We start from the raw sequence: 24,463 nt of genomic DNA, 5'->3' as shown, positions 1-24,463 counted from the left end.
CGGGGACGGGGCTTTCCATGACAGCGTGGTCCGAGATAGACGTCGAAGCGGCGTCGGTCCCCGAGCTGCTCAGCGCCAGGATCGCGCAGCTGATCGACAGCGGTCGCGTCGAGGCGGGATCGAAGCTGCCCAGCGAACGCGCCCTGGTGACGATGCTCGGAGCGTCGCGAATCTCGATCCGCCATGCACTTCAGGATCTCGAATTGCGGGGTTATCTGACGCGCAGGCCCCGCGCCGGCCGCATCGTCGCACCACTGGAGATGCGCGCTCTGGCCGAAGGAAGCATCTTCGGAAGCATGAGCAGTGACCAACGCACCGTTCGCGAGGTGATGGATCTACGCACGGTCGTCGAACCACCCATTGCCGAGCGTGCCGCCGTCCGCCACCGCACGTCCGAGTTACATGCCTTACGCACTCCACTCGAAACGTCCGAGCGAGAGCTCGTAAATCGGCCGCCGTCTCTGCAGGTGATGCAACTCTGCGACGTGCAGTTCCATCTCGCGATCGCCGGCCTTGCCCACAACTCCATGCTCACCAGGCTCGTGACCGAGACCAACGAGTGGATGGCACCGTCGAGGCAGGCGAGTTTTCAGACCGAGCAGCGGATGCAACGCTCCGTCGATGCCCACCGCAGCATTTATCACGCTATTGCAGAACGTGATCCGGTTCGCGCCCGGAAGGCGATGCACGATCACCTCGCCGACGTGCTCGAGGCGATCACACCGCTCGCAAACTGATTTTTACCGCCGATCACACCAGCCTATTGTCCGAAACGGTGCGCGAGAATGCGCTCGATTGGCCACTTCGTCGTGTGCGGATCGGGTGGATTCCGGACAGAATCGAAGTGCTATCGGCCCGGGCCGATCGACCGCGAACAAAGGAGCTCGACAGTGCCCACCCTCGACCGTGACGTCGCTATCGTCGGGGCCGGCCCTTCCGGCCTGGCCGCAGCAACCGAGCTCCGCAAAGCAGGATTGTCCGTCGCCGTGCTGGAAGCGCGCGACCGCGTCGGAGGACGTACCTGGACGAACACCATCGACGGTGCGAGCCTCGAAATCGGCGGTCAGTGGGTCTCACCCGATCAGGAATCTCTCATCGCGCTGATCGGTGAGCTCGGCCTCGAGACGTTCGACCGATACCGCGAGGGCGAGTCCGTCTACATCTCCGCCGCGGGCGAGCGGACCCGCTACTCGGGTGACTCGTTCCCCGTCGACGAGACCACCGAGAAAGAGATGGACCGACTCGTAACACTGCTCGACGACTTGGCCGCCCAGGTCGGCCCCGAGGAACCGTGGGCGCACCCGCTGGCGCGTGAACTGGACACGATCTCGTTCGAGCAGTGGCTGATTCGTGAGTCCGACGATGCCGAGGCACGAGGAAACATCGGCATGTTCATCGCCGGTGGCATGCTCACCAAACCTGCGCACGCGTTCTCGGCACTGCAAGCAGTCTTGATGGCCGCATCGGCGGGATCGTTCTCGCACTTGGTGGACGAGAACTTCATCCTCGACAAGCGCGTCGTCGGTGGCATGCAGCAGGTGTCGATCCGTATGGCGGCCGCCCTCGGCGACGACGTCATCCTCGACGCGCCGGTGCGAACGGTGCGGTGGAACTCCGACGGCGCAACAGTATTCGCCGACGGTGACATCGAGGTACACGCCAAGCGGGTCGTTCTCGCCGTTCCACCGAACCTGTATTCGCGCATCTCCTACGACCCGCCGCTCCCGCGTCGCCAGCACCAGATGCACCAGCATCAGTCCCTCGGACTGGTGATCAAGGTCCATGCCGTCTACGACACCCCGTTCTGGCGCGAGGACGGGCTGTCGGGAACCGGCTTCGGTGCCTCAGAGATCGTGCAGGAGGTGTACGACAACACCAACCATCAGGACAGCCGCGGAACACTGGTCGGCTTCGTGTCCGACGCCAAGGCAGACGCGATGTTCGAGCTCGACGAGCAGGAGCGCCGCGCGAAGATCCTCGAATCGATCGCACATTACCTGGGGCCCAAGGCAACCGAGCCGGTCGTCTACTACGAGTCGGACTGGGGTTCGGAAGAATGGACCCGTGGTGCGTACGCGGCCAGCTTCGATCTGGGGGGTCTGCACCGCTACGGCAAGGACAGCCGCACTCCCGTCGGCCCGATTCACTTCTCCTGCTCCGACATCGCCGCGGAGGGCTACCAACACGTCGACGGCGCAATCCGCATGGGTCACCGCACCGCCGCGGACATCGTCTCGAGAATCGTTTCCTGACACCCGATCTTCGATCGCACACCGCAGACCCACACCTAGCACCGAGGACACACATGCGCACTGTCACAAAACATAACTCGCCCGCTGCTGCGGCCTCGAACCTCGGGAGGCAGTGATGACGTGGACGATGCCGGCCGAAGGTGTTCGGCACGAACGGACCTGGATGGCCTACCCGTGCGAGGGGTATTCGCTCGGTGACACGCCCGAGGAGCACCACGAGGCTCGCACCACGTGGGCCGAGGTCGCGCAGGCGGTCGCTCGATTCGAGCCGGTCACCGTCGTCGTCGATCCCGCCGAAAGCGCCGTCGCACGCACGTATCTGACCTCCGAGAGCGCTTTCCCCATCGACATCCTCGAGGCACCGTTGAACGACGCCTGGATGCGCGACATCGGGCCCACGTTCGTGCTGTCCGAGGACGGCCGTGTCGGCGGCGTCGACTGGGTGTTCAACGGCTGGGGCGCGCAGGATTGGGCGCGCTGGGACAAGGACTCGAAGATCGGCGCGCTCGTCGTCGAGAAGTCCGGTGCCGAGATGATCGATTCACCGATCGTCAACGAGGGCGGCGGTATTCAGGTGGACGGGCTGGGAACGGTTCTCGTCACCGAGACGGTACAACTCGATCCCGGTCGCAATCCCACGCTGTCGAAGGCCGATGTCGAGGCCGAACTCGCCCGCACGATCGGCGCCACCACGGTGATCTGGCTTCCTCGTGGACTCACCCGTGACGCGGACGAGTTCGGAACCCGAGGCCACGTCGACATCGTCGCTGCCATCCCCTCGCCCGGCGTCGTTCTGGTGCACGACCAACGCAATCCCGAACACCCCGATCACGACATCAGTAAGGCCGTGTTCGAGATCTTCGAGAACAGCACGGACGCACGCGGTGAGAAGTGGACCATCGTGAAAGTTCCGGCACCGGAGATTCTCCGCGACGAGGAGGGCTTCGTCGATTACAGCTACATCAACCACTACGTCGTCAACGACGGTGTGATCGCCTGCAGCTACGGCGATCCCGCGGACGAAGAGGCTGCTGCCATTCTGTCGGCGGCATACCCGGGCCGCACCGTCGTCACCGTCGACGCTCGGCCACTCTTCGCCCGCGGGGGCGGAATTCACTGCATCACACAGAACCAGCCACAGGCTCAGACGGACTGAGTGGACGCGGGAGCAGGTATCGAATACTGCTCCCGCAACTCGTTCTTGCGGATCTTGCCCGTCGGATTGCGCGGGATCTCGTCGACGAGGATGTAACGCTTGGGGATCTTGTACCGCGCGAGCCGGCCGCCGAGCGCGTCCGCGATGGCATCGAGGTCGACGTCTGCTCCCTCGACGACAGTGATTGCGGCAACGGCGGATTCGCCCCATTTTTCGTCCGGTACACCGAACACTGCGCAACTGTCGATGCCGGGCAGTTCGAGAAGTGCCGCTTCGACCTCGGCCGGATAGATGTTCTCTCCGCCCGAGATGATCATGTCCTTGAGCCGATCGACGATCGTGACGAATCCCTCCGCGTCGGCAATTCCGACGTCGCCGGTACGAAGCCAGCCGTCGTCGAACACGTCGGCGGTCGCGTCGGGACGACCCCAGTATTCCTTCATCACGTGGGGACCCTGGATCTGGATTTCACCGCGCTCCCCCGGTTCCACCGGCTGTGACATCGCGTCGACGATCCTGACGTCGGAGAAGGTATGGGGAACACCCGCGGTACCCATTTTTCGTTCGGCATCGACGGCAGCGAGCATCGTTGCGCCAGGACCACTTTCGGTGAGCCCGTAGCCCTGACACATCTTGATCCCGCGTTCGGAATACGTACGGAGCGTGCGCGGCGGCACCGGCGCCGCGGCCACCACCACCCGGCGTAGCGACGTCAGATCCGTGTCGTCCCACGCGGGATGCGACGCGAGCGAGTCCAAGATCGTCGGCACTCCGAACGTGTACGTGACCGAGCGTGATTCGACGAGATGGAGCACACGTCCGGCATCGAACCCTTCCTCGATGACGACCGAGCCGCCCTTGAACAGAACGGGTAGTGCCACCATGTCGAGCGCGGCGGTGTGAAACAGCGGAGCGCAGACCAGGGCTACCTCGTCGCTGCACAGGTCCAGATCGAGGACTGCGTTGAGAACGGCGAACAGCACGTTGTCGTGAGTCATCACGACGCCTTTGGGTTTACCGGTCGTACCGGAGGTGTACATGACGAAGCATAGATCCGCACCCTCCACCGATTCGTCGATGCGCGTCGAGGGGGCCGCCGCGATCAGCGATTCGTACTCCTCGCCGAGCGTGAGGCGACGCGTGGGGCCGTCACCGACCGCCGAGGTCGCGACGTCGTGCAAGGCCTCGGAATGCACCAACAACGACAGCCCCGAGTCCTGCACTGCGAAAGCAACTTCCGGTGCGGTCAACCGTGCGTTGAGTGGCACGAAGATCGCTCCGAGCACGCCACAGGCGAACAGTACTTCGAGGTAGGCGGGATGATTGGTGGACAACAGCCCGACCCGGTCCCCGGGACCCACCCCCAGCTCACGTAGACCGTGCGCGAGCCGGGTGGTGCGCTCGTCCAATTGCTCGTAGGTCGAGACCTGGCCGCGGAACTCGATTGCCGTTGCTCGCGGGCACTGCCTGGTACGTCGACGGATCCACGAACCGACGCCTTTATTACGCATCTGAAATCTGTTCCTCTCGGGTCCGTGATCTCAGTCGAACATGCGGTAGACGGCCTCGACGACGACCGCGGGGCGCTCGCTGCCTTCGAGTTCGATCGTCGCGGCGACGGTCAGCTGAGCTCCGCCCTTGGGCAGCTCCTCGTACCCCTTCAGCGTGGCGGCCAGGCGCACTCGGCCGCCGGCGGGGACCGGGTTGGTGAAGCGAACCTTGTTCAATCCGTAGTTGATCTTCGTGGTGACGCTGTCGACGACCAGTAGCTCGTCCCACATCGGAATGATGAGCGACAGAGTCAGATAGCCGTGCGCTATCGGACCGCCGAAGGGGCTTTCGGCCTTGGCCCGTTCGGGATCGACGTGAATCCACTGATGGTCGTCGGTGGCGTCGGCGAAGGTGTCGATGCGCTGTTGCGGCACCTCGATCCACGAGCTGGTTCCCAGTTCGGTGCCTTCGAGGTTCTTCAACTCGGCGAGAGTGGCGACGCGGGTGGTCATGATGTCTCCTTGGCGGACAGGCCGAGTGCGGCCAGTGCATTGGTCTTGAACACGAGTGGACGGATCTCGTCCTTGATGTCGAGCTCGGCGAAGTCCTTCATCCAACGATCCGGCGTCAGAACCGGAAAGTCCGAGCCGAACAACACCTTTCGCTTCAGCATGGAATTCGCCGCCCGCACCAGTTGGGGCGGAAAGTATTTCGGTGCCCAACCCGACAGGTCGATGTACACGTTCGATTTGTGCGTGGCGATCGAGATCTGCGCGTCCGCCCACGGCACCGCGGGGTGCGCCATGATCATCGTCAGTTGGGGGAAGTCCGCGGCGACGTCGTCGAGCAGCATCGGATCGGAATAGCGCAACTTGATGCCGTGCCCGCCGGGAAGTCCGGCACCGATACCGGTTTGGCCGGTGTGAAAGAGCGCGGGTACTCCGGCTTCGGTGATGGCCTCGTAGATCGGATAGAAGCGGCGGTCGTTCGGCTCGAAGCCCTGCATGCTCGGATGGAACTTGAAGCCGCGCACCCCGAACTCCTCGACGAGCCGGTGCACCCGCCGCACGGCGGCCTTACCCTGCCACGGGTCGACCGAGCCGAAGGGGATCAACACGTCGTTGTGGCGTGCCGCCCCCTCGGCGATCTCCTCCACCGAGTTCGGTGAATGTCCCGACGCTGCACCGGCATCGACGGTGAACACCACTGCGGCCATGTTGCGGGCCCGGTAGTACTCGGCGATGGTGTCGATCCCTGGAGTACGGTCCTCGCCCGACTTGAAGTACTTCTCCGACGCGGTCATCAATTCGTCGTCCAGTGCGCGGTGTCCGCACCCGTCGATCTCCACATGGGTGTGCACATCGAGTGCGAGTATCGAGTCGAAGTCAATGGCGCACTGGTATTTCGAGCTCATCGCGCCGGCTCGACGGGGAGGTTCTCTCCGACCGATTCGAGGCTGTCCGCGAACGTCGACGGCCACACAGCGGCGATGTCCTCGGCCGACCAGCCACCGTCGTGATAACTCGTGGCGATCATGTCCGGGTGCGTCCACAGTGCCAGGCGGTCACCGCCGACGGCGAATGCCTGACCGGTCACGTCTGCACTCGCGTCGCTTGACAGGAAAGAGACGATTCCTGCGGCGTCCGCGGGGGTCCCGAACCCGAGTTCACGACGGGCGAACGGCGGCAACGGATCCCCGTTACGCATGGCCTCGATGTACGGCTGCAGGAACGGAATGGTCTCGGTCATCGCCGTGGCCGCCACCGGGCACACCGCGTTCACGGTGACACCTGCACGCTGGAGTTCCATCGCCCAGGTCCGCACCATCCCGACGATCCCGGCCTTGGAACCGGAGTAGTTGGTCTGTCCGAAATTTCCGCGCTGACCGGCAGGAGAGCCGATGCACACGATCCGGCCGCCCTCACCCTGAGCGCGGAAGTGAACGGCTGCTTCGCGTGCGCAGGTGAACGTGCCGCGGAGATGAACGTTCACGACGGCATCGAAGTCGTCGTCGGTCATCTTCCACAACACCTTGTCGCGCAGGATCCCCGCGTTGGTGACCATGACGTCGAGGCGACCGAACGCCTCGACCGCGCCTGCCACCAACTTCTGTGCGGTCTCGGTGCTGCCCACCGGAGCCACGACGGCCACTGCCCGTCCACCCGCGTCGACGATCGAGGAGACAGCCGCGTCGGCTGTCGCCTGGTTCACGTCGTTGATCACGACTGCTGCACCGTGGCGCGCGAGGTCCTGGGCATACGCAAGTCCGAGCCCCTGGCCGCTTCCGGTGACGACAGCGACCTTGTTGTCGAGATTCATAGCTCTCTCCTCTTCGTGGTTACCAGACTGACAAAACCATCAATAATTGAGAAAGTCAATGATTTACGTTTGCTAGAATTACCGCCGATACGAGGAGTCTCATGACCGACATCGCACCCCTGTCCGACGACATCGGATTCCTGCTGACGCGCGCGGGAACGTCGCTGACGGCCGCCGCCAAAACGGCACTGGCACCCTTCGAGCTGCGCGTACGTTCGTACTCCGTGCTGGCCCTGGCCTGCGAACATTCGGACGGACTCGGCCAGCGGCAGCTCGCGGAGGAACTGGGCTTGGACCCCAGTCAGATCGTGGCGTTGGTGGACGATCTGGAGGTCCGCGAGCTGATCACCCGACGGGTCGACCCCGGCGATCGACGAAACAAGCGCATCTACGCGACCGACGCCGGCCGCGCGCTGTGCGTGGACGCACAGCGCGCGCTCGCGGCGACCCAATCCGCCACGCTCTCAGCCCTCGGCGACCGCGGTGTCCGAGAGCTGCGGCAGTCACTGCAGTCCATCGTCCGCGCACAGTAGACCGTGCACAGTAGATCGTGCACACGTAGGCCGATCACCGTTCGTAGACAACCCTGCCACCGACGACCGTCGCGATGATCGGTAGTTCGGGAATTCGATCCGCCGGGCCCATCAGGTCGCCGCCGACTGCGGTGAAATCTGCGGGACCACCGACGACGATGGTTCCGGTTCCGTCGGTCAGACCGGCCGCCGCCGCGGCGTGGGTGGTGTACCCGTCGAGGGCTTGTCGAGCCGAAATCGCCTGCCGGGGTTGACGAGGAGGGTCGGCCGGCAGGCCTGCGGGGCGGCGTAGCCGGGCATCGGCCATCACGACTCGGGGATCGAAATGTGCTACCGGCCAATCGGATCCGAGCGCAACGGTCACACCGAGATCGAGAAGCTCGGCCACCGGCCAACCACGGTCGATACGATCGCGGCCCATGCGCCGAGACCAGTCGTCGGCCTCGTCCGCTCGGGTGTACCTGGTGCAATGGGTCGGCTGCATCGATGCGGCAATACCGGCGTCCGCGATCGTTGTCAGATCCTCGGGACAGACGGTCTCGAGGTGTTCGAGGCGATGCCGAACCCCCTTCCCGAGGGCTGCCAGCGTCCGTACGCAGTGGTGCACAGCGGCATCACCGATCGCATGAGTAGTGGTCGACACTGCACGGCGGTCGAGCTCGCGCACCACGGCCGCATACCGTTCCGGGTCGGTCCACGACGGCCGGGTACCGTCGCCGTACAGGTCCGGGTGACACAACCACGCCGTCCCACCTTCGACGGTTCCGTCCATGAACAGTTTTGCGCCCGCGTATCGCCACCGCGCCCCGGCGGTACCGTGCACCAGCGCAGCCAGTTCTGCGACCCGATCGGCAGGATGATCCGGCTGGACCCAGCCGTACACCCAGAACCGCAGTCCGGCGTCGTCCTCGTCGAGCGCCCGGATCATCTCGACGGTCCCGGGGAGGTCGTCCATGACGTGCACCCCGGTCAGCCCGACCGACGCCATCTCCTCGGTCACGGTGCGTAACAAAGACTTCGCCGCGACGACGTTCTGGGCAGGCATGACCGCCTCCACCAGATGGATGGCCGGCTCCTCGATCAGGTGACCGGTGGTCTTCCCGCCACTGTCCACCGCCACTCGGGCACCGCCGTGGTCGAAGGTCTCTCGGCCGGTCACGCCGGCAATATCGAGTGCAGCCCGATTGGCCAGCGACGAATGCGCGTCGTAGAACCGAATGAGAACAGGGGTCGTGACCGAGTCGGAGATGGCTTCGAAGCTCGGAGCTCGGCCGCCGAATACGTTGTGGTTCAGGCCCCAGCCGCGAATCCAACCGTCCGTCGGGTGCGCATCGTGCAGTACCCGACGCACGTCGTCCAGATTCTCGCACCGACTGAAATCCACGCCGAGTGACATCAACGCGCCTTGCACCACGTGCGTGTGGGCGTCGACCCATCCGGGTGTCAGAGTGCTCCCGGCCAGGTCGATGATCTTCGTTCCGGGACCACTGCACCCCAGGACGTTGTCGGTACTCCCGAGTGCGATCACTCGGTCGTCTCGAACGGCGACGGCCTGCTGCGGCTCGGCACCATCGACCTGGGTGAGCACCGTGGCGTTCATCAGAATCAGTGTCGCATCAGTCATGTCGCACTCCTCGTGCATCATCGGTAGGTAGTGCGGTCGACGGTCCGGCCTGGGTATCGGGCAGTATCTCGGAATCGATGTCGGTCGTCCCCAGCCGTGCGTACACCTGGGGGCGGCGTGCCCGGATCCACAGGGCCACTGCCGAACCCAACGCGAACACCACGACGGATCCGATGGAGGCGACGGTGTTCACCACCGGGTCGGTCGTCAGGGTGGCGATTTCGATCTTGTCGACGACGAGGTACAGAGCGATTCCGATCAGGACGAACGCGGCGATTCCAGCGAGTGCCGCGCCCCGATCCCGTGCCACTTCTCTACCGCGCAGGAAGAACACGGCAACCGAGAGAGAGGTGAGCCATTGCAGCGCAAGGATTCCCACGGTTCCCGTACTCGCCGTCCACGCAGCCAACTGCAGGACCGGATCGACGTCGGCCGCGGCGAAACACGCGATGGCCACTACGGCCGTCGCCGTCTGCGCGATGCTGGCGATGTGCGGAGACAAGTGCTTGCTGTGCACGTGGCTGAGCCGCACCGGGAAGATTCCTTCACGACCGAGCGCATAGCCGTACCGGGTGATCGCGTTGTGGAAGGCCAGCAGAGCCGCGAGTCCACTCGAGACGATCAGCACGCGCATCACATCCGTTGCCGCACTACCGACGTAGGTCTGCATGGCGGTGAAGAAGAAACCGGCAGGATCCGATGCAGCCGCGGCGATCGCGTTCTCGGCGCCGAACGCCATGACCGCAACCCAGACGATGAAGCAGTAGAAGACCGCGAGGAAAATGACCGCGGCATAGGTTGCGCGGGGGACCGTCCGGTCCGGTCGTACCGCCTCGTTGCGGAACAGGGCGGTTGCCTCGAAGCCCACGAACGCGGCGAACGACACGGCCAGTACCGCCCCCATCGATCCGGTGAAGACGTTCTCGGGATAGAACGGCTGCAGGTTCAGACCACTCGCACCGCCCTTGGCGATCACTGCGATCGCCAATACGAGCAGCACCAGCACTTCGAGAACGAGCAGCACGCCGAGGACCTTGGCCCCCACCCGAATCGATCGATATCCCAGCACGGACACGATCGCCGCAGCGACCAACGCCCACAGCCACCAGGGTAGGTCGACTCCGACGAAGTCGTTCATCGTCGCCTTGGTGACCGCTCCGAACAACCCGTAGGTGCTGATCTGCAGGAGGGTGTACCCCGCCACGGCCACCAGAGCGCTACCGAGACCGGCAACTTTGCCCAGACCCATCCGGATGTAGGAGTAGAACGCGCCGTTGTTGTGCACGTGCCGCGCCATCTTGGTGAAGCCGATGGCGAACACCGTGCTGATCAGACCGGCGCACAGGTATCCGGCGGGAGCGCCGATCCCACCGATCAGCAACGCGATCGGAGCAACGGCCACCATGACGGTGAGCGGTGCCGCTGCCGCGACGACGAAGAAGACGATGTCGCGTGAGTTGAGGCTGGAACTATCGAGGGCATTCGGCTGCCCGGAATGTTGGGGGATGGTCATGGCCGGCTCCGTGTGATTAATCCAACGATGTTTGGTTTTGACGTAACGTAGACCACAGAAGACAGTTTGGAAAGACCCCGGCGAAATGGAGTACACGTGGCAAGGCCGAAGACAGCACTACTCGATGTCGATCGCATCGTCGATGCCGCACTTCAGATCACCGACGCCACAGGCGATTTCACAGTTGCACAGCTCGCCTCCAAACTCGCCGTGCATCCATCCTCGCTGTACCACCACGTGTCCGGAAAAGACGAAGTGATCGATCGAATGCGGGCTCGAATCGGTCGCAAGATCGACAACACGGGCTTCGGAACGGGCCCGTGGGACGAGGCATTGAAGAGGTTGGCGTGGTCGTATCGAGCGGCGTTCGCCCGTCACCCCGGGTCCATTCGCTTGTTCGCGACCTCACGCATCCGCGACCGCGAATCGCTGTCCGAGTACGAGCGAATCGCCGACGGTCTGCACGATGCGGGCTTCGCTTGGCCCGAGGTACTTCCGATCATCATCGCGTTCGACAACTTCATTCTCGGCTCGGCCCTCGACATGGGCAGCGGCGGTAACCTCTACACACCCGACCCGCAGATGCACCCGGCCCTCACTGCTGCGGTGGGCGATCCCGAGGAACAGCCGAACCCCACCGACGTCGCCTTCGAGCTGGGACTGTCGGCACTGCTGACGGGCCTGCAACACCGCCTGGGCAATCGCTAACGCACCCTCCGCTCCTCGGGGCTCAGTGCGCCCCGGTGTGTCCGAGAGCCAGGCGACAACTACGGAGGAAGCCGCGGAATTCGTCTCGTTGACGCGGCGACAGATCGGCGACCATGCGGTCCTCCAGGTCACCGATCTGCGCGTCGTACTCTGCGAGCAAGCGTCGTGCTTCCTCGGTCAAGCTCGTGAGCATCCGCCGTTTGTTGGCCGGATCCGTTCGGCGAGTGACCAATCCACGCTTCTCGAGTGCGGCGATCATCTCGCCCATCGTCTGAGCCGTCACGAAGGAATTGCGTGCCAACTCCGCGGACGACAGCCCGTCGCGTCGACGTAGCACCGTCAGCGCGGTGTACTGCACGGCAGTGATGTTCATCGGCCGCAACAGCGCATCCATCTGGGCCCGCACCGCCAGCTCGACCTGCTTGATGGCGTAGAGCAGCGTCGGCTGCTCGCCTGCCGACGACGGCCTCGATGGCACGTTCACCACCTCGCTTTCCGAACTCGCGTGTGGCTGCAGCCTAATTACCGAATGCCGCCGACCGGCACCTGGATCGCCTATTGCTTTCCGCGCATGCGCGAGGTTGTATATAAGGAACCCTGTTAATCAGGTCACAGCCGGCCATCGAAGCGAGGCGTTCATGACGATCACCGACGACAGCGTCACTCTCACCCGACCCGACGTCACTCCCGGACGGCTCTTCGTCGACGGTCACTGGCGTGACGCTGCCGCAGGTGGCCGATCCGACGTACTCGATCCGTCGACGGGAGCGGTGCTCACCTCCGTGTCCGAGGCGTCCGCTGTAGACGTCGACGCAGCAGTGTCCGCAGCTCGCACCGCCTTCGACGACGGCCGCTGGTCGTCGCTGCCCGGACGCGAACGGGCACGCATTCTGCACCGAGCCGGTCAGCTCATCCGCGAACGCGCCGACGAGATCGTTGCCGTCGAAAGCGCCGATGTGGGTAAGCCGGTGTCGTTGTGCCGCCCGGTGGACGTACTGACCTCCGCGGAGCAGTACGAGTACTGCTCCGCACTGGCTCAGACGCTCGGTGGATCGCATCGCGACACTCCGCTGTCTGCGCACGCGTACACGCGCAGAGAACCGCTCGGTGTGGTCGCCGCGATCACCCCCTTCAACTTTCCGCTGATTTTGTCGAGTTCGAAGATCGCGCCTGCACTCGCCGCGGGTAACACCGTGGTCCACAAACCCAGTGAGGACACCCCGCTCAGCGCATTGCTGATGGCTGAAATATTGACCGAGGCGGGCGTACCGCCAGGCGTGATCAACGTCGTCACCGGAACAGGTTCCGTTGCGGGAGAGGCACTTCTGCAGCATCCGGGAGTCGACAAGATCGCATTCACCGGGTCAACGGCTGTGGGCAGGCACGCTGCCGGGGTCGCAGGCCGCAATCTGGTACCGGTGACGATGGAACTGGGTGGCAACGCCGCGCACATCGTGTTCGAGGACGCCGACATCGACAAGGCGATCGGAGCGATCATCAAAGGGTTCGTCTTCAACTCCGGGCAGTTCTGCATGGGCGGCCCGCGCCTGCTCGTCCAGCGCTCTCGATACGAAACGGTGTTGGACATTCTGGCCCAGGCGGTTCCCGGTGTTCCCGTCGGCGACCCGTTCGATCCGGCCACGGTGGTCGGACCCATGGCCGGAGAGCGGCACGTGCACAAGGTCGAGGAGTACGTGGACATCGCCCGCCGCGACGGCGGCCGTATCGTCGTCGGCGGGCACCGTCCAGACCTGTCCGGTACGCCCCTCGCCGGTGGCTCGTTCTACTCCCCCACCGTTATCGCAGACTTGCCCGCCACGTCGCGGGTCGTTCGAGAAGAGATCTTCGGGCCCGTTCTGACGGTACAACCGTTCGACACCGAAGACGACGCGGTCCGCCTGGCCAACGGCACCGAATACGGCCTCGCTGCCGGTCTGCAGACGACGAATGTGGCTCGCGCACATCGTGTTGCAGCACGACTGCACGCCGGCATCGTGTGGGTCAACGACTGGGCGATGCTCGATCCGGCCGTTCCCTTCGGCGGAGTCAAGAACTCCGGCTTCGGCCGTGAGTACGGCCCCGAGGGCCTCGACTCGTACACCAAGGTCAAATCCGTCGTCATCTCGCTCGACTGAATCGAAGGCTCGACCGAATCGAAGGCCTCGACCAAATCGAAAGGGCAGTGCCATGACCACAACCACAGCGGCAGTAGTCGAATCGGGCGGAGCCGCGTTCACATTGTCCCCGGTCGAACTGGGCGAACCCCGCAGCGGAGAAGTGCGCGTGCGCATCGTCGCAGCCGGCTTGTGCCACACCGATCTGGGCGTCGCCGCGGGCGGGCTGCCGTTTCCGCTTCCCGGCGTCCTCGGCCACGAGGGTGCGGGGGTCGTCGAAGCCATCGGTCCCGGAGTCACCGGCGTGCAGGAAGGTGACCACGTTCTGCTGTCGTTCACCTCGTGCGGTACCTGCGGAAACTGCCGATCCGGTCATCCCGCCTATTGCGCAACGTGGTTGCCGCTCAACCTCATCGGTGGGGCTCGCGCCGACGGCTCCAGCCCGATCACGCGCAACGGCACTGCGCTCGGTGGCCATTTCTTCGGCCAGTCGTCGTTCGCGAATCACGCGATCGTGGACGAGCGGAGCCTGGTTCGGGTCGATTCCTCCGCACCGCTGGAGATCCTGGCACCGCTGGGCTGCGGGGTGCAGACCGGAGTCGGTGCCGTGTGGAATGTGCTGCGTCCACGCCCGGGAGATACCGTCGTGGTGACCGGCGCAGGCGCAGTGGGGCTTTCGGCCATCATGGCTGCCGCTCTCACTCCCGCGGCCAAGATCATCGCGGTCGATCGGGTTGCCGAACGTCTGGAACTGGCCACCGAGTTGGGAGCGACCCACGTCGTCGACGCCACCCGCGAGGACACCGCGGCTGCGTTGGCAGAACTGACCGAGGGCTCCGGCGTCGACGGAGCCATCGAAACCACCGGGAACGTAGGGGTGCTGCGTACCGCGATCGATGCCCTGGCCCCTCGTGGAACCGCCGTCGTCGTCGGCGCTCCGCCCTTCGGCACCGAGGTCCCGGTCGACGTCAACGCCATGCTGCCGGGCCGACGCATCGTGGGACTGACCCTCGGCGACAGCGAAACGCAGACCCTGATTCCGGTGCTGGTGGATCTTGTCGTGTCGGGTCGATTGCCCCTGCAGCGCTTGATCACTCACTACCGATTCGACGACATCAACTCCGCGGTGGCGGACATGATCAGCGGTGCGTCGATCAAACCGGTCCTCCTCTTCTGACCGGGATTCCGACCGGGCTTCCGGCATCCGGAAGTCCGCTCGCACCGGCGGGGTGGCGTGCCACACACTCGATGTCACGATCGCTGACGAGACGTCAAGCGACCGAACGACTTCTACGTGTTCAGGAGAATCGATGACGACAATCGTCCGTAACCAGTGGTATGTCGCTGCGTACAGCAGAGAAGTGGGCCGAGAGCTGTTCTCGCGCACCATTTGCAGCGAGCCCATTCTGTTGTGGCGCAACGAGTCCGGGGCTGTGACCGCAATGAGCGATCGTTGTGTGCACCGGCGGTACCCACTCTCCGCGGCCCCCAGCCACCTCGATGGCGACACCGTGGTCTGCGGGTACCACGGATTCACGTACGGCAGTGACGGCGGCTGCGTCTCTGTTCCCGGACAGAAGCGGGTGCCGAGGACGGCCAGGCTCACCACCTATCAGGTGCACGAGCAGGATTCGTTCGTCTGGGTGTGGATTGCCGACCCGGACGATCCGATCGACGGCGACATCACTCGTATTCCCCGGGCCCCGTGGATGGACTCCCCGGACTACACCGTGGTGAGCGGAATGGAGCCGATCTCGTGCAACTATCAGTTGCTCGTCGACAACCTCATGGACCTTTCGCACGAGACCTACCTGCACGGCGGTTACATCGGCACTCCCGAAGTCGCCGACACACCGATCACCACCGAGATCGACGACGATCGCAACGTCATCTACGTTTCGCGGCACATGGACGACGCCGAATGCCCACCGTTCTACTCGAAGTCCACCGGCATCGACACGCGCATCTCGCGTTGGCAGGACATCGAATACACGCCCCCGTGCCTGTACCTACTGCACAGCCGCATCGCTCCGCTCGGATCACCGCTACCCGCGGACGACGGCTCCGACGCCCACGCGTTCCACAGCGAGATCGTGTACGCGATCACTCCGGAAACCGAGACCTCGACACACGACTTCTGGGCTGTTGCTCGCGATTTCGCAATCGACGACAACGAAGTGTCCCAGTTTCTGGCCGAGAACAATCGCACAGTGGTCATGCAGGACGTGGTGGCGCTGAACATTCTTCAGCAAGCACTGGACACCGAAAAGGCCGGCTACCAGGAACTGTCGATCAACATCGATGCGGGCGGCCTCGGTGCGCGTCGGCTTCTGAGCAAACTCCTCGAGGGCTCGCGAGCAGGTGCCGAGGTGGTGTCGTGACACCGGAACCGAATCGAATGCTGCAGGGCCCCAACGTGCTGCGTGTGGTGTGGGTTCCGGGTACCGACCGGCTGCGCGGCGTCTGCCATTGTGGCTCGTCCCGGCTCGAGGAGGATCCGGCACTGCTGTGGGAGTGGTTGCTCGCGCACCCCATCGGGCACTTCTCGACCGTCGACCCCGGCCATCCCGAGTTGCCCTCGGTGCGAGGCGAACTCGTGAGTCACGTGGGGAGAGCCGAGTGACGCGAAACCTCCCCGAGTGCGACCTGGATCTGATCGTCTCGGACAAGTGCAGCGGCGCGGATGGCGTTGCCCTGCTGCAGTTGCGCAAGCCGGACGGCACAGACCTGCCGAGCTGGACGCCGGGAGCTCATATCGATCTGGAGTTGACTTCCGACATCACCCGCCAGTACTCGCTGTGCGGAAGCCCGGCCGACCGCGACACCTGGCGCATCGGAGTCCTACGAGAACCGGCATCCCGCGGTGGTTCGCTCCATGTCCACGACACCCTTGCCGTCGGCGACACCGTCCGTGTCCGTGGACCGCGCAATCACTTCGAGTTGACCGAATCCGAGAACTATCTGTTCATCGCCGGCGGTATCGGAATCACACCCATCATCACGATGGTGGCCGAGGCCGAGCGGCGTGGGGCCGGGTGGTCGCTGGCGTACGGCGGCCGGTCCCGCGACAGTATGGCGTTCGTCGACGAGCTCGTTTCCCGCTACCCCGGCAACACGACCGTGGTCCCGCAGGACGAAAAGGGACTGCTCGATCTCGACGATCTGCTCGGGACTGCGCGCGTCGGCACGGCCGTCTACTGCTGCGGACCGGGGCCCCTGCTGGACGCCGTGACCGAACGGGCGGGGCACTGGCCCGAAGGAAGCGTGCACCTCGAACGGTTCCGTGCCGACACACTCAATCGGCCGACATCGGGTGCGTCATTCGAAGTCGAACTCTCGCTGAGCCGACGAACCGTCACCGTGCATCCGGACGAATCGGTGCTCGACGCCGTGACGAACTCGGGAGTGCAGGTGCTCTCGTCGTGTAGAGAGGGAACGTGCGGAACCTGCGAAACAGCCGTTCTCGCCGGCACCGTCGACCATCGCGACACACTGTTGACCGAGGAGGAACGCGGTGCCAACGACACCATGATGATCTGTGTGTCCCGGTCGACGGGCCCCCGGCTCGTTCTCGAACTGTAGAGCTCGTTGTACGACATTCCTTACGAATCGAAGCCCGACGAATCGAAGAAAGCACTCCATGACGGCCGAGGGCCCCGCTCGCACCGGTCCGGTGGCCGTACGCGCGCTGACACTGCTGGAGGCGTTCACGCCAGAGCATCCGACCTTGACGTTGAGCGAGCTCGCTCGACGATCGGGGTTCCCGCTCTCCACCACGCACCGGCTCGCGCTCGATCTCGTCGGGTGGGGAGCGATCGAGCGCGATGACCGGACGGGCAGATTCCACATCGGTCTGCGACTGTGGGAGATCGCGTCACTCGCACCGCGGGGCCTGGTCCTCAGGGAAAGCGCGTTACCGGTCATGGAAGATCTCGCCCACGTCACTCAGGAGAACGTGCAGCTGGGAGTACGCGACGGTCACGAGGTCGTGTTCGTCGAGAGAATTCGCAGCCGTGACTCGGTGGCCCTGCGCACGCGCGTCGGCGGCCGTTTCGCATTGCCGCCCACCGGAGTCGGTCTGGCGCTGCTGGCCCACGCGCCCGCCCACGTTCAGGAGGAGGTGTGCTCGGCACCGTTGACCAGATTCACCGAGCACACCATCTGCGATCCGGACATCCTGCGGCGCACGCTGGCCGATATTCGGAGAACCGGTGTCGCCGTCAGCGACAGACAGATCACCTCGGACGCCGTATCGGTTGCCGCACCGATCTTCGACCGCAGTCGTACGATCCGCGCGGCCGTCTCGGTCGTCGTCGATGCCGATACCGCAGCCCCGCACATGCTCGCCCCGTTGCTGCGGGCCGCCGCCCTGAGTATCGAACGCGCACTGTCCCCGCCCGACATATCGGCGCGCTCGTAATGCGCGGAGCACGGTCGGTGTGATTACCCGATCTCGTGGTACCCCTGGAGTATGAGTGAATTCGCGACGGGACCGGTAGCTGCGTCCGACAACCCGCCTTCATCGGTCCCATCGTCATGGGGACTGGAGTCGACGTTGGTGGACGACGTTCCCGGCTTCACGGTGCCGTGGCAGGGCGCACCTGCACCGGATCCGCGGGTGCTGATCCTCAACGAGAACCTCGCCAGGTCACTGGGGCTCGACCCGTCGATGCTGCGCTCCGAGCAGGGCGCAGGCGTGTTGTCCGGGGCTCTCGCACCGGCCGATTCGACCCCCTCGGCGATGGCGTACGCCGGTCATCAGTTCGGCGGATTCGTGCCGTTGCTGGGCGACGGTCGAGCACTACTGCTGGGCGAGCTGCACGACGAACACGGCCGACGAGTCGATCTGCATCTCAAGGGCTCCGGTGCCACGCCGTTCTCCCGCGGCGGAGACGGGCGCGCGGTGGTGAGTGCGATGCTGCGCGAGTACCTGATCAGTGAGGCCATGCACGCTCTGCACATCCCGACCACCCGCTCGTTGGCCGTCGTCACGACGGGTGAGCAGGTGGTTCGGGAAGCAGGTCCGCAGCCCGGCGCAGTGCTGGCTCGGGTTGCCTCGAGCCACCTGCGCGTAGGTACCTTCGAGTTCGCGGCCCGCCGCGAGGGTCTCGCGCAGAACCTCGCCGACTATGCCATCGCACGGCATTATCCCGAGCTCGCCGACCTCCCGGCAGAGGGCGCGGAGAGTCGATACCTCGCATTCTTCGAGGCCGTCGTCGACAAGCAAGCACAGTTGGTGGCGCAGTGGATGTCCGTCGGCTTCGTGCACGGCGTCATGAACACCGACAACACGACGATCTCCGGTGAGACGATCGACTACGGGCCGTGCGCGTTCATCGACGCCTACGATCCTGCAACGGTCTTCAGCTCGATCGATCACGGCGGCCGCTACGCGTACGGCAACCAACCCGCCGTCCTGGGTTGGAACCTGGCACGATTCGGCGAAACACTACTGCCGCTGGTCGATTCGGTTCCGGACCGCGCCATCAGCGCGCTGACGACGGTGTTGGACTCCTACGGTGATCGCTACCGACAGCACTACGAGAACCTGATGGCCGCCAAGCTCGGCCTCGATGCGATCGAACCGGACGGCAGTCTCCTCGACGAACTGCACGTGCTTCTGCGGGATCATCGTGCCGACTGGACCCTGACCTTCCGCGCGTTGGCGGAGAATCTGCGGGGCAACGACGCAGATTTTGCGTCACTCGTACCGCACGAGGCAGCTGCACCGTGGCTCGAACGATGGCGCGCAGCGGTGCTCGAGCGGGGCCACGACCTCCGGTCCGTCTCGGACGCCATGGACCGAGTGAACCCCGCGTACATTCCTCGAAACCACATGGTCGACGCGGCGCTGGCAGCAGCGACCGAGGGCGACCTCGCGCCCTTCGACCGCGTGTTGTCGGTCGTGACGAATCCGTTCGACGGTCGGGACGAGCTGTCGCAGTACGCCGGACCCGCGCCCGTCGACTTCAGCGCAGGGTTCCGAACGTTCTGCGGGACGTAGTCAGCTGACCGCAGCAGTTGCGACGCGATGTTCGCGTCGCAACTGCTGTGCGGCACAGGGAGTTCGGGCCTACTTCTCGTCGGGATCCAGGGCGTCCTTGATCTTCCCCATGACGCCCTTCTCGGTACCCAGTGCGGCCGACGCGGGATCCCCCTTGGCCCCGTCGTACGTCGCGTACAACTTCGGATCGGGTGCAGGCGCGGATGCCTTGCCGCCCAGAGGCTGCGGATCGGCGAGGAACCCCATCTGCCGTTTGCCGTCGGGCGCAAGCCGATTCGCCCAGCCACCGGTCGAGGAGAACTCACCGTCCGAGAGGTGCCACAGATCGGTTGCGTGCTCGGATGCCTCCTCGTCGAGAAGTGCACTCGGCGCTACGACGTCCTCGAGTCCGTCGGCTTGCAGCTCTTCGATGGCAGCGAGCCACAGATTCTGATGGTGCGTATCGCGAGCGAGATTGAACTGCAGCATGGCCTTGACGCCCGGGTCGTCGGTCATGTTGTACAGACGCGCGGTCTGCAGCCGCCCTTGCGCCTCGGCGGCGACATTCGCACGAAAATCTGCGAGCAGGTTGCCGCTGGCGATGATGTACCGACCGTTCCACGGGTAGCCGTTGGAATCCGCCGGAAGCGCACCGCCGCCGGACACGATCGCCTGCTGCGGGTCCATGCCGCCCATCACTGCCGCTACCACGGGATCGGTAGCAGCGGCTTTGGTCGACTCGGTGGCCGGTGCACCCTCGAGCAGACGAGCGACCATGGTGGCCAGCATCTCCACGTGACCCATTTCTTCGGTCGCGATGTCCATGATCAGGTCCTTGTACTTGCCCTCCATGCGACAGTTCCAGCCTTGGAACAGATACTGCATGGTCACGGTCATCTCGCCGAATGCACCACCGATGAGCTCCTGAAGCTTGTGTGCGTACACAGGATCCGGCTTCTCGGGCTTGGCATCGAATTGTAGGTAGTCGGTGTGTCGGAACATAGGGACTCCAGTTCGGGTCGAAGTTCGAGCAGGTGACTCGATCCGGCTACCCGCCGAAATTCGCAGCAAACACATTGCACTGCAAGGGTTTAGAACTCGATACATAGGTCGGGACCGCGACTTCTCCACGCCTCGACGACGGACACCGGCGGAAAATCCGGGTACACACGGCTTTCCGCAGCACCGTCCGCACGAGGGCCGCGGTGCTATCGACCTACAGGTAAGTCCCCTGCAGTGCGTCCACTGCAGCGACTCGAGGTCGCCAAGGCGTCGTCGACGCGAAGACGACCTGACCGAGCGAGCCGGCACGCTCGACGTGCACACGTTCGCTGAGCCGTCGCACATTACGGTCGGCAGCGGAGGTGGCCAGGACGACGGTGAGGCGATACCCACGGCACAACAGCCGATGGGCCGCGTCGACGATGTACTCGGTTGCGGCATCACCGATCTCGGTGACACCGACCAGGTCGACCACCACCGGTCGGTCAGCGAGCACGGACCCCGCCAGGCAGTCTGCCAACAGGCGGGTATTGCCGGGGATCTCGAGTGCGCCCTGCACCGAAACGACGATGGGGCCGTCGTCTCCGCGGTCGACGGACATCGAAAACGACGAGGATTCGGGAATCATGGGCATTGACCTCCACAGATCGAAGACTGTGGCAGGGGAAGATCGTGGTTCGTACCGTAGTCGATTCTGCGGGCGTGGTCTCCACCCAATCACTGTGTAGGATACCTCGACTCGGGCCTGGACGCGACCACCCCTGCGTTCGGCGGGGCCGTTGGCGTGCGCTCGGGACAGGTGCGAATGCACCCGCGAGGCTCTGTATATTATGACCCCGTTCGGTCGAGTCGGGGCCGGGAGTTGACGAGTGGCTGCCTGCTGTCCATGCGGGGGCCCGACCGAAACGAGCCCACCAGATGAGTGACTTTTCCATCGAAGACGACCGTCTTCACGACGCACCGGACGCCTCGGGTTCGGCGTTCGCCCGGATCGGGCAATACATCCAAGCGTTGCGCCGAATCAAGGGGAAGATACTGACCGGTGCCGACGTCGATGCCGTTCTTCAAGCCGTGTGCTCCGAGGTCGCAGCCGTGGTTCCCGACGCGGATCTCGTCGGCATCACCATGCTCGACGACACCGGACGACCGCGAACCGTGGCGTCCACCGACCCCGCTGTGCACGACATCGATTCCGACCAGTATCGCGCTGGTCAAGGCCCCTGCCTGCACGCCATCCGCAGCGGACGTATGGTTCGCGCACAGGCGCACGAGGCAGTAGCTCGCTGGCCTCGCTTCGCTGCCGCAGTGGCCGATCTGGGCGTCCACAGCTATTTGTCGGCCCCGCTGACGCCCGACGAGCACCGCCACGGGTCGCTGAACATCTACGGGACGAGTGCCGACGGCTTCGACCCACTCGACGAGGTCTCGGTGGCCCTGCTCGCCACCTCGATCGAGACCGTCATCGCGATCACCGAGCGCGCCCGGTCGGCCGAACGAGAAATCACCGGCCTGCGGACAGCGATGAAAACGAGAGCTGACATCGACCAGGCGAAAGGAATCATCATGGCGATGCGCGGAATCTCCGCCGACGACGCGTTCGCCCTGCTGTCCGAGCAGTCGCAGAACAGAAACATCAAGGTCAGCGAGATTGCGTCGGCGATGATCGAATCGGTTGCCGAACATTCGAACTCTCGAACCGGCCTGCACGAAGAAACGAACAGTGGGTATGATTCGGACAGCGTGGTGTAGCCCCTGCCCGCAGTCGACAGCGCCGCTCGCACCGGGTTCGCCTCAATTCTGCAATCCTTGCCGGTCTCGGTTACGCCGCAGTGCGCTGTTCGACGAACATGCCACTGCACAGGGTAAGGACGGTGACCCCCTATGAAACACAACGAGTTGCTCGGGATCGCCAGCGAACACCATGACAACGCAATTGTTCTGCGGGTCAACGGAGAAGTGGATCTCGCGACCGCCTCCGATCTCGCCCACCACATCGAACAAGCGGTCACGGCAGCGCCGGCAGCCGTGATCGTCGATCTGTCGGGGGTGTCCTTCTTGGCCTCCGTCGGCATGAGCGTGCTCATCGCAGCTCGCCGAAAGGCATGCTGCTCAACCTCGTTGGTGGTGGTCGCATCCGGGCCGACCACGGGGCGGCCGATGCATCTGGTCGGACTCGATGCTGCGATTCCGATTTTCACCGATATCGATTCGGCCCTCGAGTCCGTCGGTTCGTCGCTGAGGAAGTCCGTAACCGGGGCATCGGGCTCGTCCGAGTCCGGTGCCGGGTGTCCAGAGTGTGCGACCGGCACGTCGACCGCGGATGTACACACTGCGTGAACCGGTCCAATTTCCACCGCCTACCCGTCGAGATCGCACTAGTCTTGGTCGATGACGACGGGTGACGCGGACGAAGACGAGGACCACCGTGCGTGGAACGACAAAGCGCGCAACGAAACTCCCACTCAGCAGTTGGATCGCAATTGGTCGTCGTTGCTACAGGAACTCCGTGTCGTACAGACCGGTGTACAACTTCTGACCGGGTTCTTGTTGACCCTGCCGTTCCAGGCCCGCTTCGACGGGCTGTCCACGGCCGGCCACGTGGTCTATCTGATGACGGTGTCGGCGTCGATGCTTGCGACGATCCTGTTGGTGGCTCCCGTCAGCATGCACCGACTCCTGTTCCGGCAGCGTGCAATAGGGGTCATAGTGCGCGTCGGCAACATACTCGCCATCAGCGGTCTCGCCATGTTGGGAGTGACACTGGTGGGTGCTGCCGCCCTGACGTTCGAGATAGTGCTCGGTGTGCGCGCCGCAGCCGCCGCGGCCGCTGTCGTGGCGTCGACGGCCGTCGCGTTCTGGTTCCTACTGCCCCGGATCCACCGCCGTCGATAACGTCTCGTCGACGGTGCCTCAGGGCCGGCAGTCGACGGCCGTGCGCCACCACCGATCGTCCGGCCCCACCGGCATGGCGCGCTTGTGCCGGGTCTTGTCGAACCAGCGCTCGATGGTGTCCACCGCATCGTCGTCGACGGGTCCGCCCTGCAGGTATGCGTCGATCTGTGCGTAGGTGACGCCGAGTGCTTGTTCGTCCGGGAGCGCGGGACGGTCGTCCTCCAGGTCTGCTGTCGGCACTTTGCGCCACGTCGATTCCGGTGCGTTCAGGTGCCGCAAGAGCTGCGCACCTTGGCTTTTGGTGAGACCGCTCAGCGGAGTGACGTCCGCGCCTCCGTCACCGTATTTGGTGAAGAAGCCCGTCACCGCCTCGGCCGCGTGATCGGTACCCACCACCAGAAGATTCTCCTGGCCGGCGATCGTGTACTGCGCGATCATGCGTTCGCGCGCCTTGATGTTGCCCCGTACGAAGTCCGCGATACGCGGAGTATCCAGCGCCGAGGCGGCCGAGCGCGCCGAGGCGTCGACGGCGTCGCGGATATCGACAGTGACCGTCCGGTCCGGCTCGATGAAGTCGAGTGCGACGACGGCGTCGGCTTCGTCCGCCTGAGTTCCGTACGGCAGACGCACCGCGACGAATGTGGCCTGGTTACCGAGTTCCGCGGCCTCGCGAACGGCCAGCCGAGCGAGCTTTCCTGCCAGGGTGCTGTCCTGTCCCCCGCTGATGCCGAGCACGAAACCCGCTGTGCCACTGACCCTCAGACAATCGGCGAGGAAACCGACCCGGCGGCGGATTTCCTCGTCGGGATCGATCGACGGCCGAACACCCAGCTCGTGCTGAATACGGCTTCGGATACTGGAATCGGTACTCATACT

General features: G+C 64.5%; 25 protein-coding genes. 15 read left to right on the top strand and 10 right to left on the bottom strand.

Annotated features, from left to right (window positions below):
• The first annotated feature begins 17 nt into the window (after positions 1-17).
• The 3 genes from CH285_RS10560 (at position 18) to CH285_RS10550 (ending at position 3,408) form a co-directional block, all read left to right on the top strand.
• Positions 18-737 (top strand): FadR/GntR family transcriptional regulator, encoded by a 720-nt coding sequence (locus tag CH285_RS10560; protein WP_032407224.1) that lies wholly within the window; start codon positions 18-20, stop codon positions 735-737.
• Between the two features lie 153 nt (positions 738-890).
• The gene (locus tag CH285_RS10555; RefSeq protein ID WP_032369236.1) at positions 891-2,252 is read left to right on the top strand and encodes a flavin monoamine oxidase family protein; all 1,362 of its coding nucleotides are present in this window, start codon (positions 891-893) and stop codon (positions 2,250-2,252) included.
• Positions 2,253-2,367: 115 nt separating this feature from the next.
• Positions 2,368-3,408, top strand: coding sequence for an agmatine deiminase family protein (locus CH285_RS10550; RefSeq protein WP_027495713.1), 1,041 nt, complete (start codon positions 2,368-2,370; stop codon positions 3,406-3,408).
• On the opposite strand, the gene CH285_RS10545 is transcribed toward CH285_RS10550, so the two are convergent.
• The 4 genes from CH285_RS10545 to couN are packed head-to-tail and all read right to left on the bottom strand — an operon-like array spanning position 3,396 to position 7,218.
• Positions 3,396-4,919: an acyl-CoA synthetase gene (locus tag CH285_RS10545; RefSeq protein ID WP_094643495.1), complete on the bottom strand. Its 1,524-nt coding sequence runs from the start codon at positions 4,917-4,919 to the stop codon at positions 3,396-3,398. The two genes, CH285_RS10550 and CH285_RS10545, sit on opposite strands and share 13 nt — an antisense overlap.
• Before the next feature lie 30 nt (positions 4,920-4,949).
• Positions 4,950-5,411, bottom strand: coding sequence for a p-hydroxycinnamoyl-CoA hydratase (gene couM, locus CH285_RS10540; RefSeq protein ID WP_032366817.1), 462 nt, complete (start codon positions 5,409-5,411; stop codon positions 4,950-4,952).
• Complete coding sequence (gene couO, locus CH285_RS10535; RefSeq protein WP_032369144.1) at positions 5,408-6,313, bottom strand: 4-hydroxyphenyl-beta-ketoacyl-CoA hydrolase; 906 nt, start codon at positions 6,311-6,313, stop codon at positions 5,408-5,410. Before couO ends, couM begins: the two co-directional genes overlap by 4 nt.
• A complete protein-coding gene (couN, locus tag CH285_RS10530) occupies positions 6,310-7,218 on the bottom strand; it encodes a 4-hydroxyphenyl-beta-hydroxyacyl-CoA dehydrogenase (RefSeq protein WP_094643494.1) in 909 nt (302 codons plus the stop codon). The genes couO and couN overlap by 4 nt, the downstream gene beginning before the upstream one ends.
• A gap of 101 nt (positions 7,219-7,319) precedes the next feature.
• On the opposite strand from couN, the gene CH285_RS10525 reads away from it, so the two are divergent.
• A complete protein-coding gene (locus CH285_RS10525) occupies positions 7,320-7,751 on the top strand; it encodes a MarR family winged helix-turn-helix transcriptional regulator (protein WP_032369146.1) in 432 nt (143 codons plus the stop codon).
• Between the two features lie 34 nt (positions 7,752-7,785).
• Here the strand turns inward: CH285_RS10525 and CH285_RS10520 are convergent, their stop codons facing one another.
• Entirely contained in the window at positions 7,786-9,375 is a 1,590-nt protein-coding gene (locus CH285_RS10520) for an amidohydrolase (RefSeq protein ID WP_032407420.1), read from the bottom strand.
• The gene (locus CH285_RS10515) at positions 9,368-10,888 is read right to left on the bottom strand and encodes an APC family permease (RefSeq protein ID WP_094643493.1); all 1,521 of its coding nucleotides are present in this window, start codon (positions 10,886-10,888) and stop codon (positions 9,368-9,370) included. Before CH285_RS10515 ends, CH285_RS10520 begins: the two co-directional genes overlap by 8 nt.
• Before the next feature lie 96 nt (positions 10,889-10,984).
• On the opposite strand from CH285_RS10515, the gene CH285_RS10510 reads away from it, so the two are divergent.
• Positions 10,985-11,596: a TetR/AcrR family transcriptional regulator gene (locus CH285_RS10510; protein ID WP_032366821.1), complete on the top strand. Its 612-nt coding sequence runs from the start codon at positions 10,985-10,987 to the stop codon at positions 11,594-11,596.
• A 22-nt stretch (positions 11,597-11,618) separates the two neighbouring features.
• On the opposite strand, the gene CH285_RS10505 is transcribed toward CH285_RS10510, so the two are convergent.
• Positions 11,619-12,074, bottom strand: a complete 456-nt coding sequence (locus tag CH285_RS10505; protein WP_032381570.1) for a MarR family winged helix-turn-helix transcriptional regulator — start codon at positions 12,072-12,074, stop codon at positions 11,619-11,621.
• A gap of 160 nt (positions 12,075-12,234) precedes the next feature.
• On the opposite strand from CH285_RS10505, the gene CH285_RS10500 reads away from it, so the two are divergent.
• The 7 genes from CH285_RS10500 to CH285_RS10470 all read left to right on the top strand — a co-directional run bounded on the left by CH285_RS10500 (position 12,235) and on the right by CH285_RS10470 (position 19,714).
• Positions 12,235-13,731, top strand: a complete 1,497-nt coding sequence (locus CH285_RS10500) for an aldehyde dehydrogenase family protein (protein WP_032381517.1) — start codon at positions 12,235-12,237, stop codon at positions 13,729-13,731.
• A gap of 52 nt (positions 13,732-13,783) precedes the next feature.
• Entirely contained in the window at positions 13,784-14,887 is a 1,104-nt protein-coding gene (locus CH285_RS10495) for an NAD(P)-dependent alcohol dehydrogenase (protein WP_032407231.1), read from the top strand.
• 133 nt (positions 14,888-15,020) lie between these two features.
• A complete protein-coding gene (locus tag CH285_RS10490) occupies positions 15,021-16,091 on the top strand; it encodes an aromatic ring-hydroxylating dioxygenase subunit alpha (RefSeq protein WP_094643492.1) in 1,071 nt (356 codons plus the stop codon).
• A complete protein-coding gene (locus tag CH285_RS10485; protein WP_201245408.1) occupies positions 16,088-16,333 on the top strand; it encodes a hypothetical protein in 246 nt (81 codons plus the stop codon). Before CH285_RS10490 ends, CH285_RS10485 begins: the two co-directional genes overlap by 4 nt.
• Positions 16,330-17,292, top strand: coding sequence for a PDR/VanB family oxidoreductase (locus tag CH285_RS10480; RefSeq protein ID WP_094643491.1), 963 nt, complete (start codon positions 16,330-16,332; stop codon positions 17,290-17,292). Before CH285_RS10485 ends, CH285_RS10480 begins: the two co-directional genes overlap by 4 nt.
• Before the next feature lie 58 nt (positions 17,293-17,350).
• Positions 17,351-18,130 (top strand): IclR family transcriptional regulator, encoded by a 780-nt coding sequence (locus tag CH285_RS10475; RefSeq protein WP_052054635.1) that lies wholly within the window; start codon positions 17,351-17,353, stop codon positions 18,128-18,130.
• A 51-nt stretch (positions 18,131-18,181) separates the two neighbouring features.
• Positions 18,182-19,714 (top strand): protein adenylyltransferase SelO, encoded by a 1,533-nt coding sequence (locus CH285_RS10470; protein ID WP_094643490.1) that lies wholly within the window; start codon positions 18,182-18,184, stop codon positions 19,712-19,714.
• A gap of 69 nt (positions 19,715-19,783) precedes the next feature.
• Here the strand turns inward: CH285_RS10470 and CH285_RS10465 are convergent, their stop codons facing one another.
• Entirely contained in the window at positions 19,784-20,695 is a 912-nt protein-coding gene (locus tag CH285_RS10465) for a manganese catalase family protein (protein WP_032369153.1), read from the bottom strand.
• Positions 20,696-20,909: 214 nt separating this feature from the next.
• Positions 20,910-21,323 (bottom strand): hypothetical protein, encoded by a 414-nt coding sequence (locus CH285_RS10460; RefSeq protein ID WP_094643489.1) that lies wholly within the window; start codon positions 21,321-21,323, stop codon positions 20,910-20,912.
• Between the two features lie 290 nt (positions 21,324-21,613).
• Here CH285_RS10460 and CH285_RS10455 point away from each other — a divergent pair, with 290 nt between their 5' ends.
• The 3 genes from CH285_RS10455 (at position 21,614) to CH285_RS10445 (ending at position 23,587) form a co-directional block, all read left to right on the top strand.
• Positions 21,614-22,444 carry a GAF and ANTAR domain-containing protein gene (locus tag CH285_RS10455; RefSeq protein ID WP_094643488.1) on the top strand — a complete coding sequence of 277 codons (831 nt, stop codon included), beginning with the start codon at positions 21,614-21,616 and terminating at the stop codon, positions 22,442-22,444.
• A 132-nt stretch (positions 22,445-22,576) separates the two neighbouring features.
• Positions 22,577-23,032 carry an STAS domain-containing protein gene (locus CH285_RS10450; RefSeq protein WP_094643487.1) on the top strand — a complete coding sequence of 152 codons (456 nt, stop codon included), beginning with the start codon at positions 22,577-22,579 and terminating at the stop codon, positions 23,030-23,032.
• A gap of 51 nt (positions 23,033-23,083) precedes the next feature.
• Positions 23,084-23,587, top strand: coding sequence for a DUF6328 family protein (locus tag CH285_RS10445; RefSeq protein ID WP_094643486.1), 504 nt, complete (start codon positions 23,084-23,086; stop codon positions 23,585-23,587).
• Between the two features lie 18 nt (positions 23,588-23,605).
• Here the strand turns inward: CH285_RS10445 and nadE are convergent, their stop codons facing one another.
• Entirely contained in the window at positions 23,606-24,460 is an 855-nt protein-coding gene (gene nadE, locus CH285_RS10440; protein ID WP_094643485.1) for an ammonia-dependent NAD(+) synthetase, read from the bottom strand.
• Between the last annotated feature and the right edge of the window lie 3 nt (positions 24,461-24,463).

Origin of the sequence: Rhodococcus sp. 05-2256-B1, assembly GCF_002258465.1 — a bacterium.
Classification (GTDB): Bacteria; Actinomycetota; Actinomycetes; order Mycobacteriales; family Mycobacteriaceae; genus Rhodococcoides; species Rhodococcoides fascians.
Note: the sequence above shows the minus strand (reverse complement) of the source record. Positions and strands in the feature narration are given on the sequence as shown.

Excerpts from the sequence above, each read along its gene's own strand:
- CH285_RS10560 (WP_032407224.1), top strand. The coding sequence starts at position 18 with ATGACAGCGTGGTCCGAGATAGACGTCGAAGCGGCGTCGGTCCCCGAG.
- CH285_RS10550 (WP_027495713.1), top strand. The coding sequence starts at position 2,368 with ATGACGTGGACGATGCCGGCCGAAGGTGTTCGGCACGAACGGACCTGG.
- CH285_RS10545 (WP_094643495.1), bottom strand. The coding sequence starts at position 4,919 with ATGCGTAATAAAGGCGTCGGTTCGTGGATCCGTCGACGTACCAGGCAG.
- couM (WP_032366817.1), bottom strand. The coding sequence starts at position 5,411 with ATGACCACCCGCGTCGCCACTCTCGCCGAGTTGAAGAACCTCGAAGGC.
- couO (WP_032369144.1), bottom strand. The coding sequence starts at position 6,313 with ATGAGCTCGAAATACCAGTGCGCCATTGACTTCGACTCGATACTCGCA.
- couN (WP_094643494.1), bottom strand. The coding sequence starts at position 7,218 with ATGAATCTCGACAACAAGGTCGCTGTCGTCACCGGAAGCGGCCAGGGG.
- CH285_RS10525 (WP_032369146.1), top strand. The coding sequence starts at position 7,320 with ATGACCGACATCGCACCCCTGTCCGACGACATCGGATTCCTGCTGACG.
- CH285_RS10520 (WP_032407420.1), bottom strand. The coding sequence starts at position 9,375 with ATGACTGATGCGACACTGATTCTGATGAACGCCACGGTGCTCACCCAG.
- CH285_RS10515 (WP_094643493.1), bottom strand. The coding sequence starts at position 10,888 with ATGACCATCCCCCAACATTCCGGGCAGCCGAATGCCCTCGATAGTTCC.
- CH285_RS10500 (WP_032381517.1), top strand. The coding sequence starts at position 12,235 with ATGACGATCACCGACGACAGCGTCACTCTCACCCGACCCGACGTCACT.
- CH285_RS10495 (WP_032407231.1), top strand. The coding sequence starts at position 13,784 with ATGACCACAACCACAGCGGCAGTAGTCGAATCGGGCGGAGCCGCGTTC.
- CH285_RS10490 (WP_094643492.1), top strand. The coding sequence starts at position 15,021 with ATGACGACAATCGTCCGTAACCAGTGGTATGTCGCTGCGTACAGCAGA.
- CH285_RS10475 (WP_052054635.1), top strand. The coding sequence starts at position 17,351 with ATGACGGCCGAGGGCCCCGCTCGCACCGGTCCGGTGGCCGTACGCGCG.
- CH285_RS10470 (WP_094643490.1), top strand. The coding sequence starts at position 18,182 with ATGAGTGAATTCGCGACGGGACCGGTAGCTGCGTCCGACAACCCGCCT.
- CH285_RS10465 (WP_032369153.1), bottom strand. The coding sequence starts at position 20,695 with ATGTTCCGACACACCGACTACCTACAATTCGATGCCAAGCCCGAGAAG.
- CH285_RS10460 (WP_094643489.1), bottom strand. The coding sequence starts at position 21,323 with ATGATTCCCGAATCCTCGTCGTTTTCGATGTCCGTCGACCGCGGAGAC.
- CH285_RS10455 (WP_094643488.1), top strand. The coding sequence starts at position 21,614 with ATGAGTGACTTTTCCATCGAAGACGACCGTCTTCACGACGCACCGGAC.
- CH285_RS10450 (WP_094643487.1), top strand. The coding sequence starts at position 22,577 with ATGAAACACAACGAGTTGCTCGGGATCGCCAGCGAACACCATGACAAC.
- CH285_RS10445 (WP_094643486.1), top strand. The coding sequence starts at position 23,084 with ATGACGACGGGTGACGCGGACGAAGACGAGGACCACCGTGCGTGGAAC.
- nadE (WP_094643485.1), bottom strand. The coding sequence starts at position 24,460 with ATGAGTACCGATTCCAGTATCCGAAGCCGTATTCAGCACGAGCTGGGT.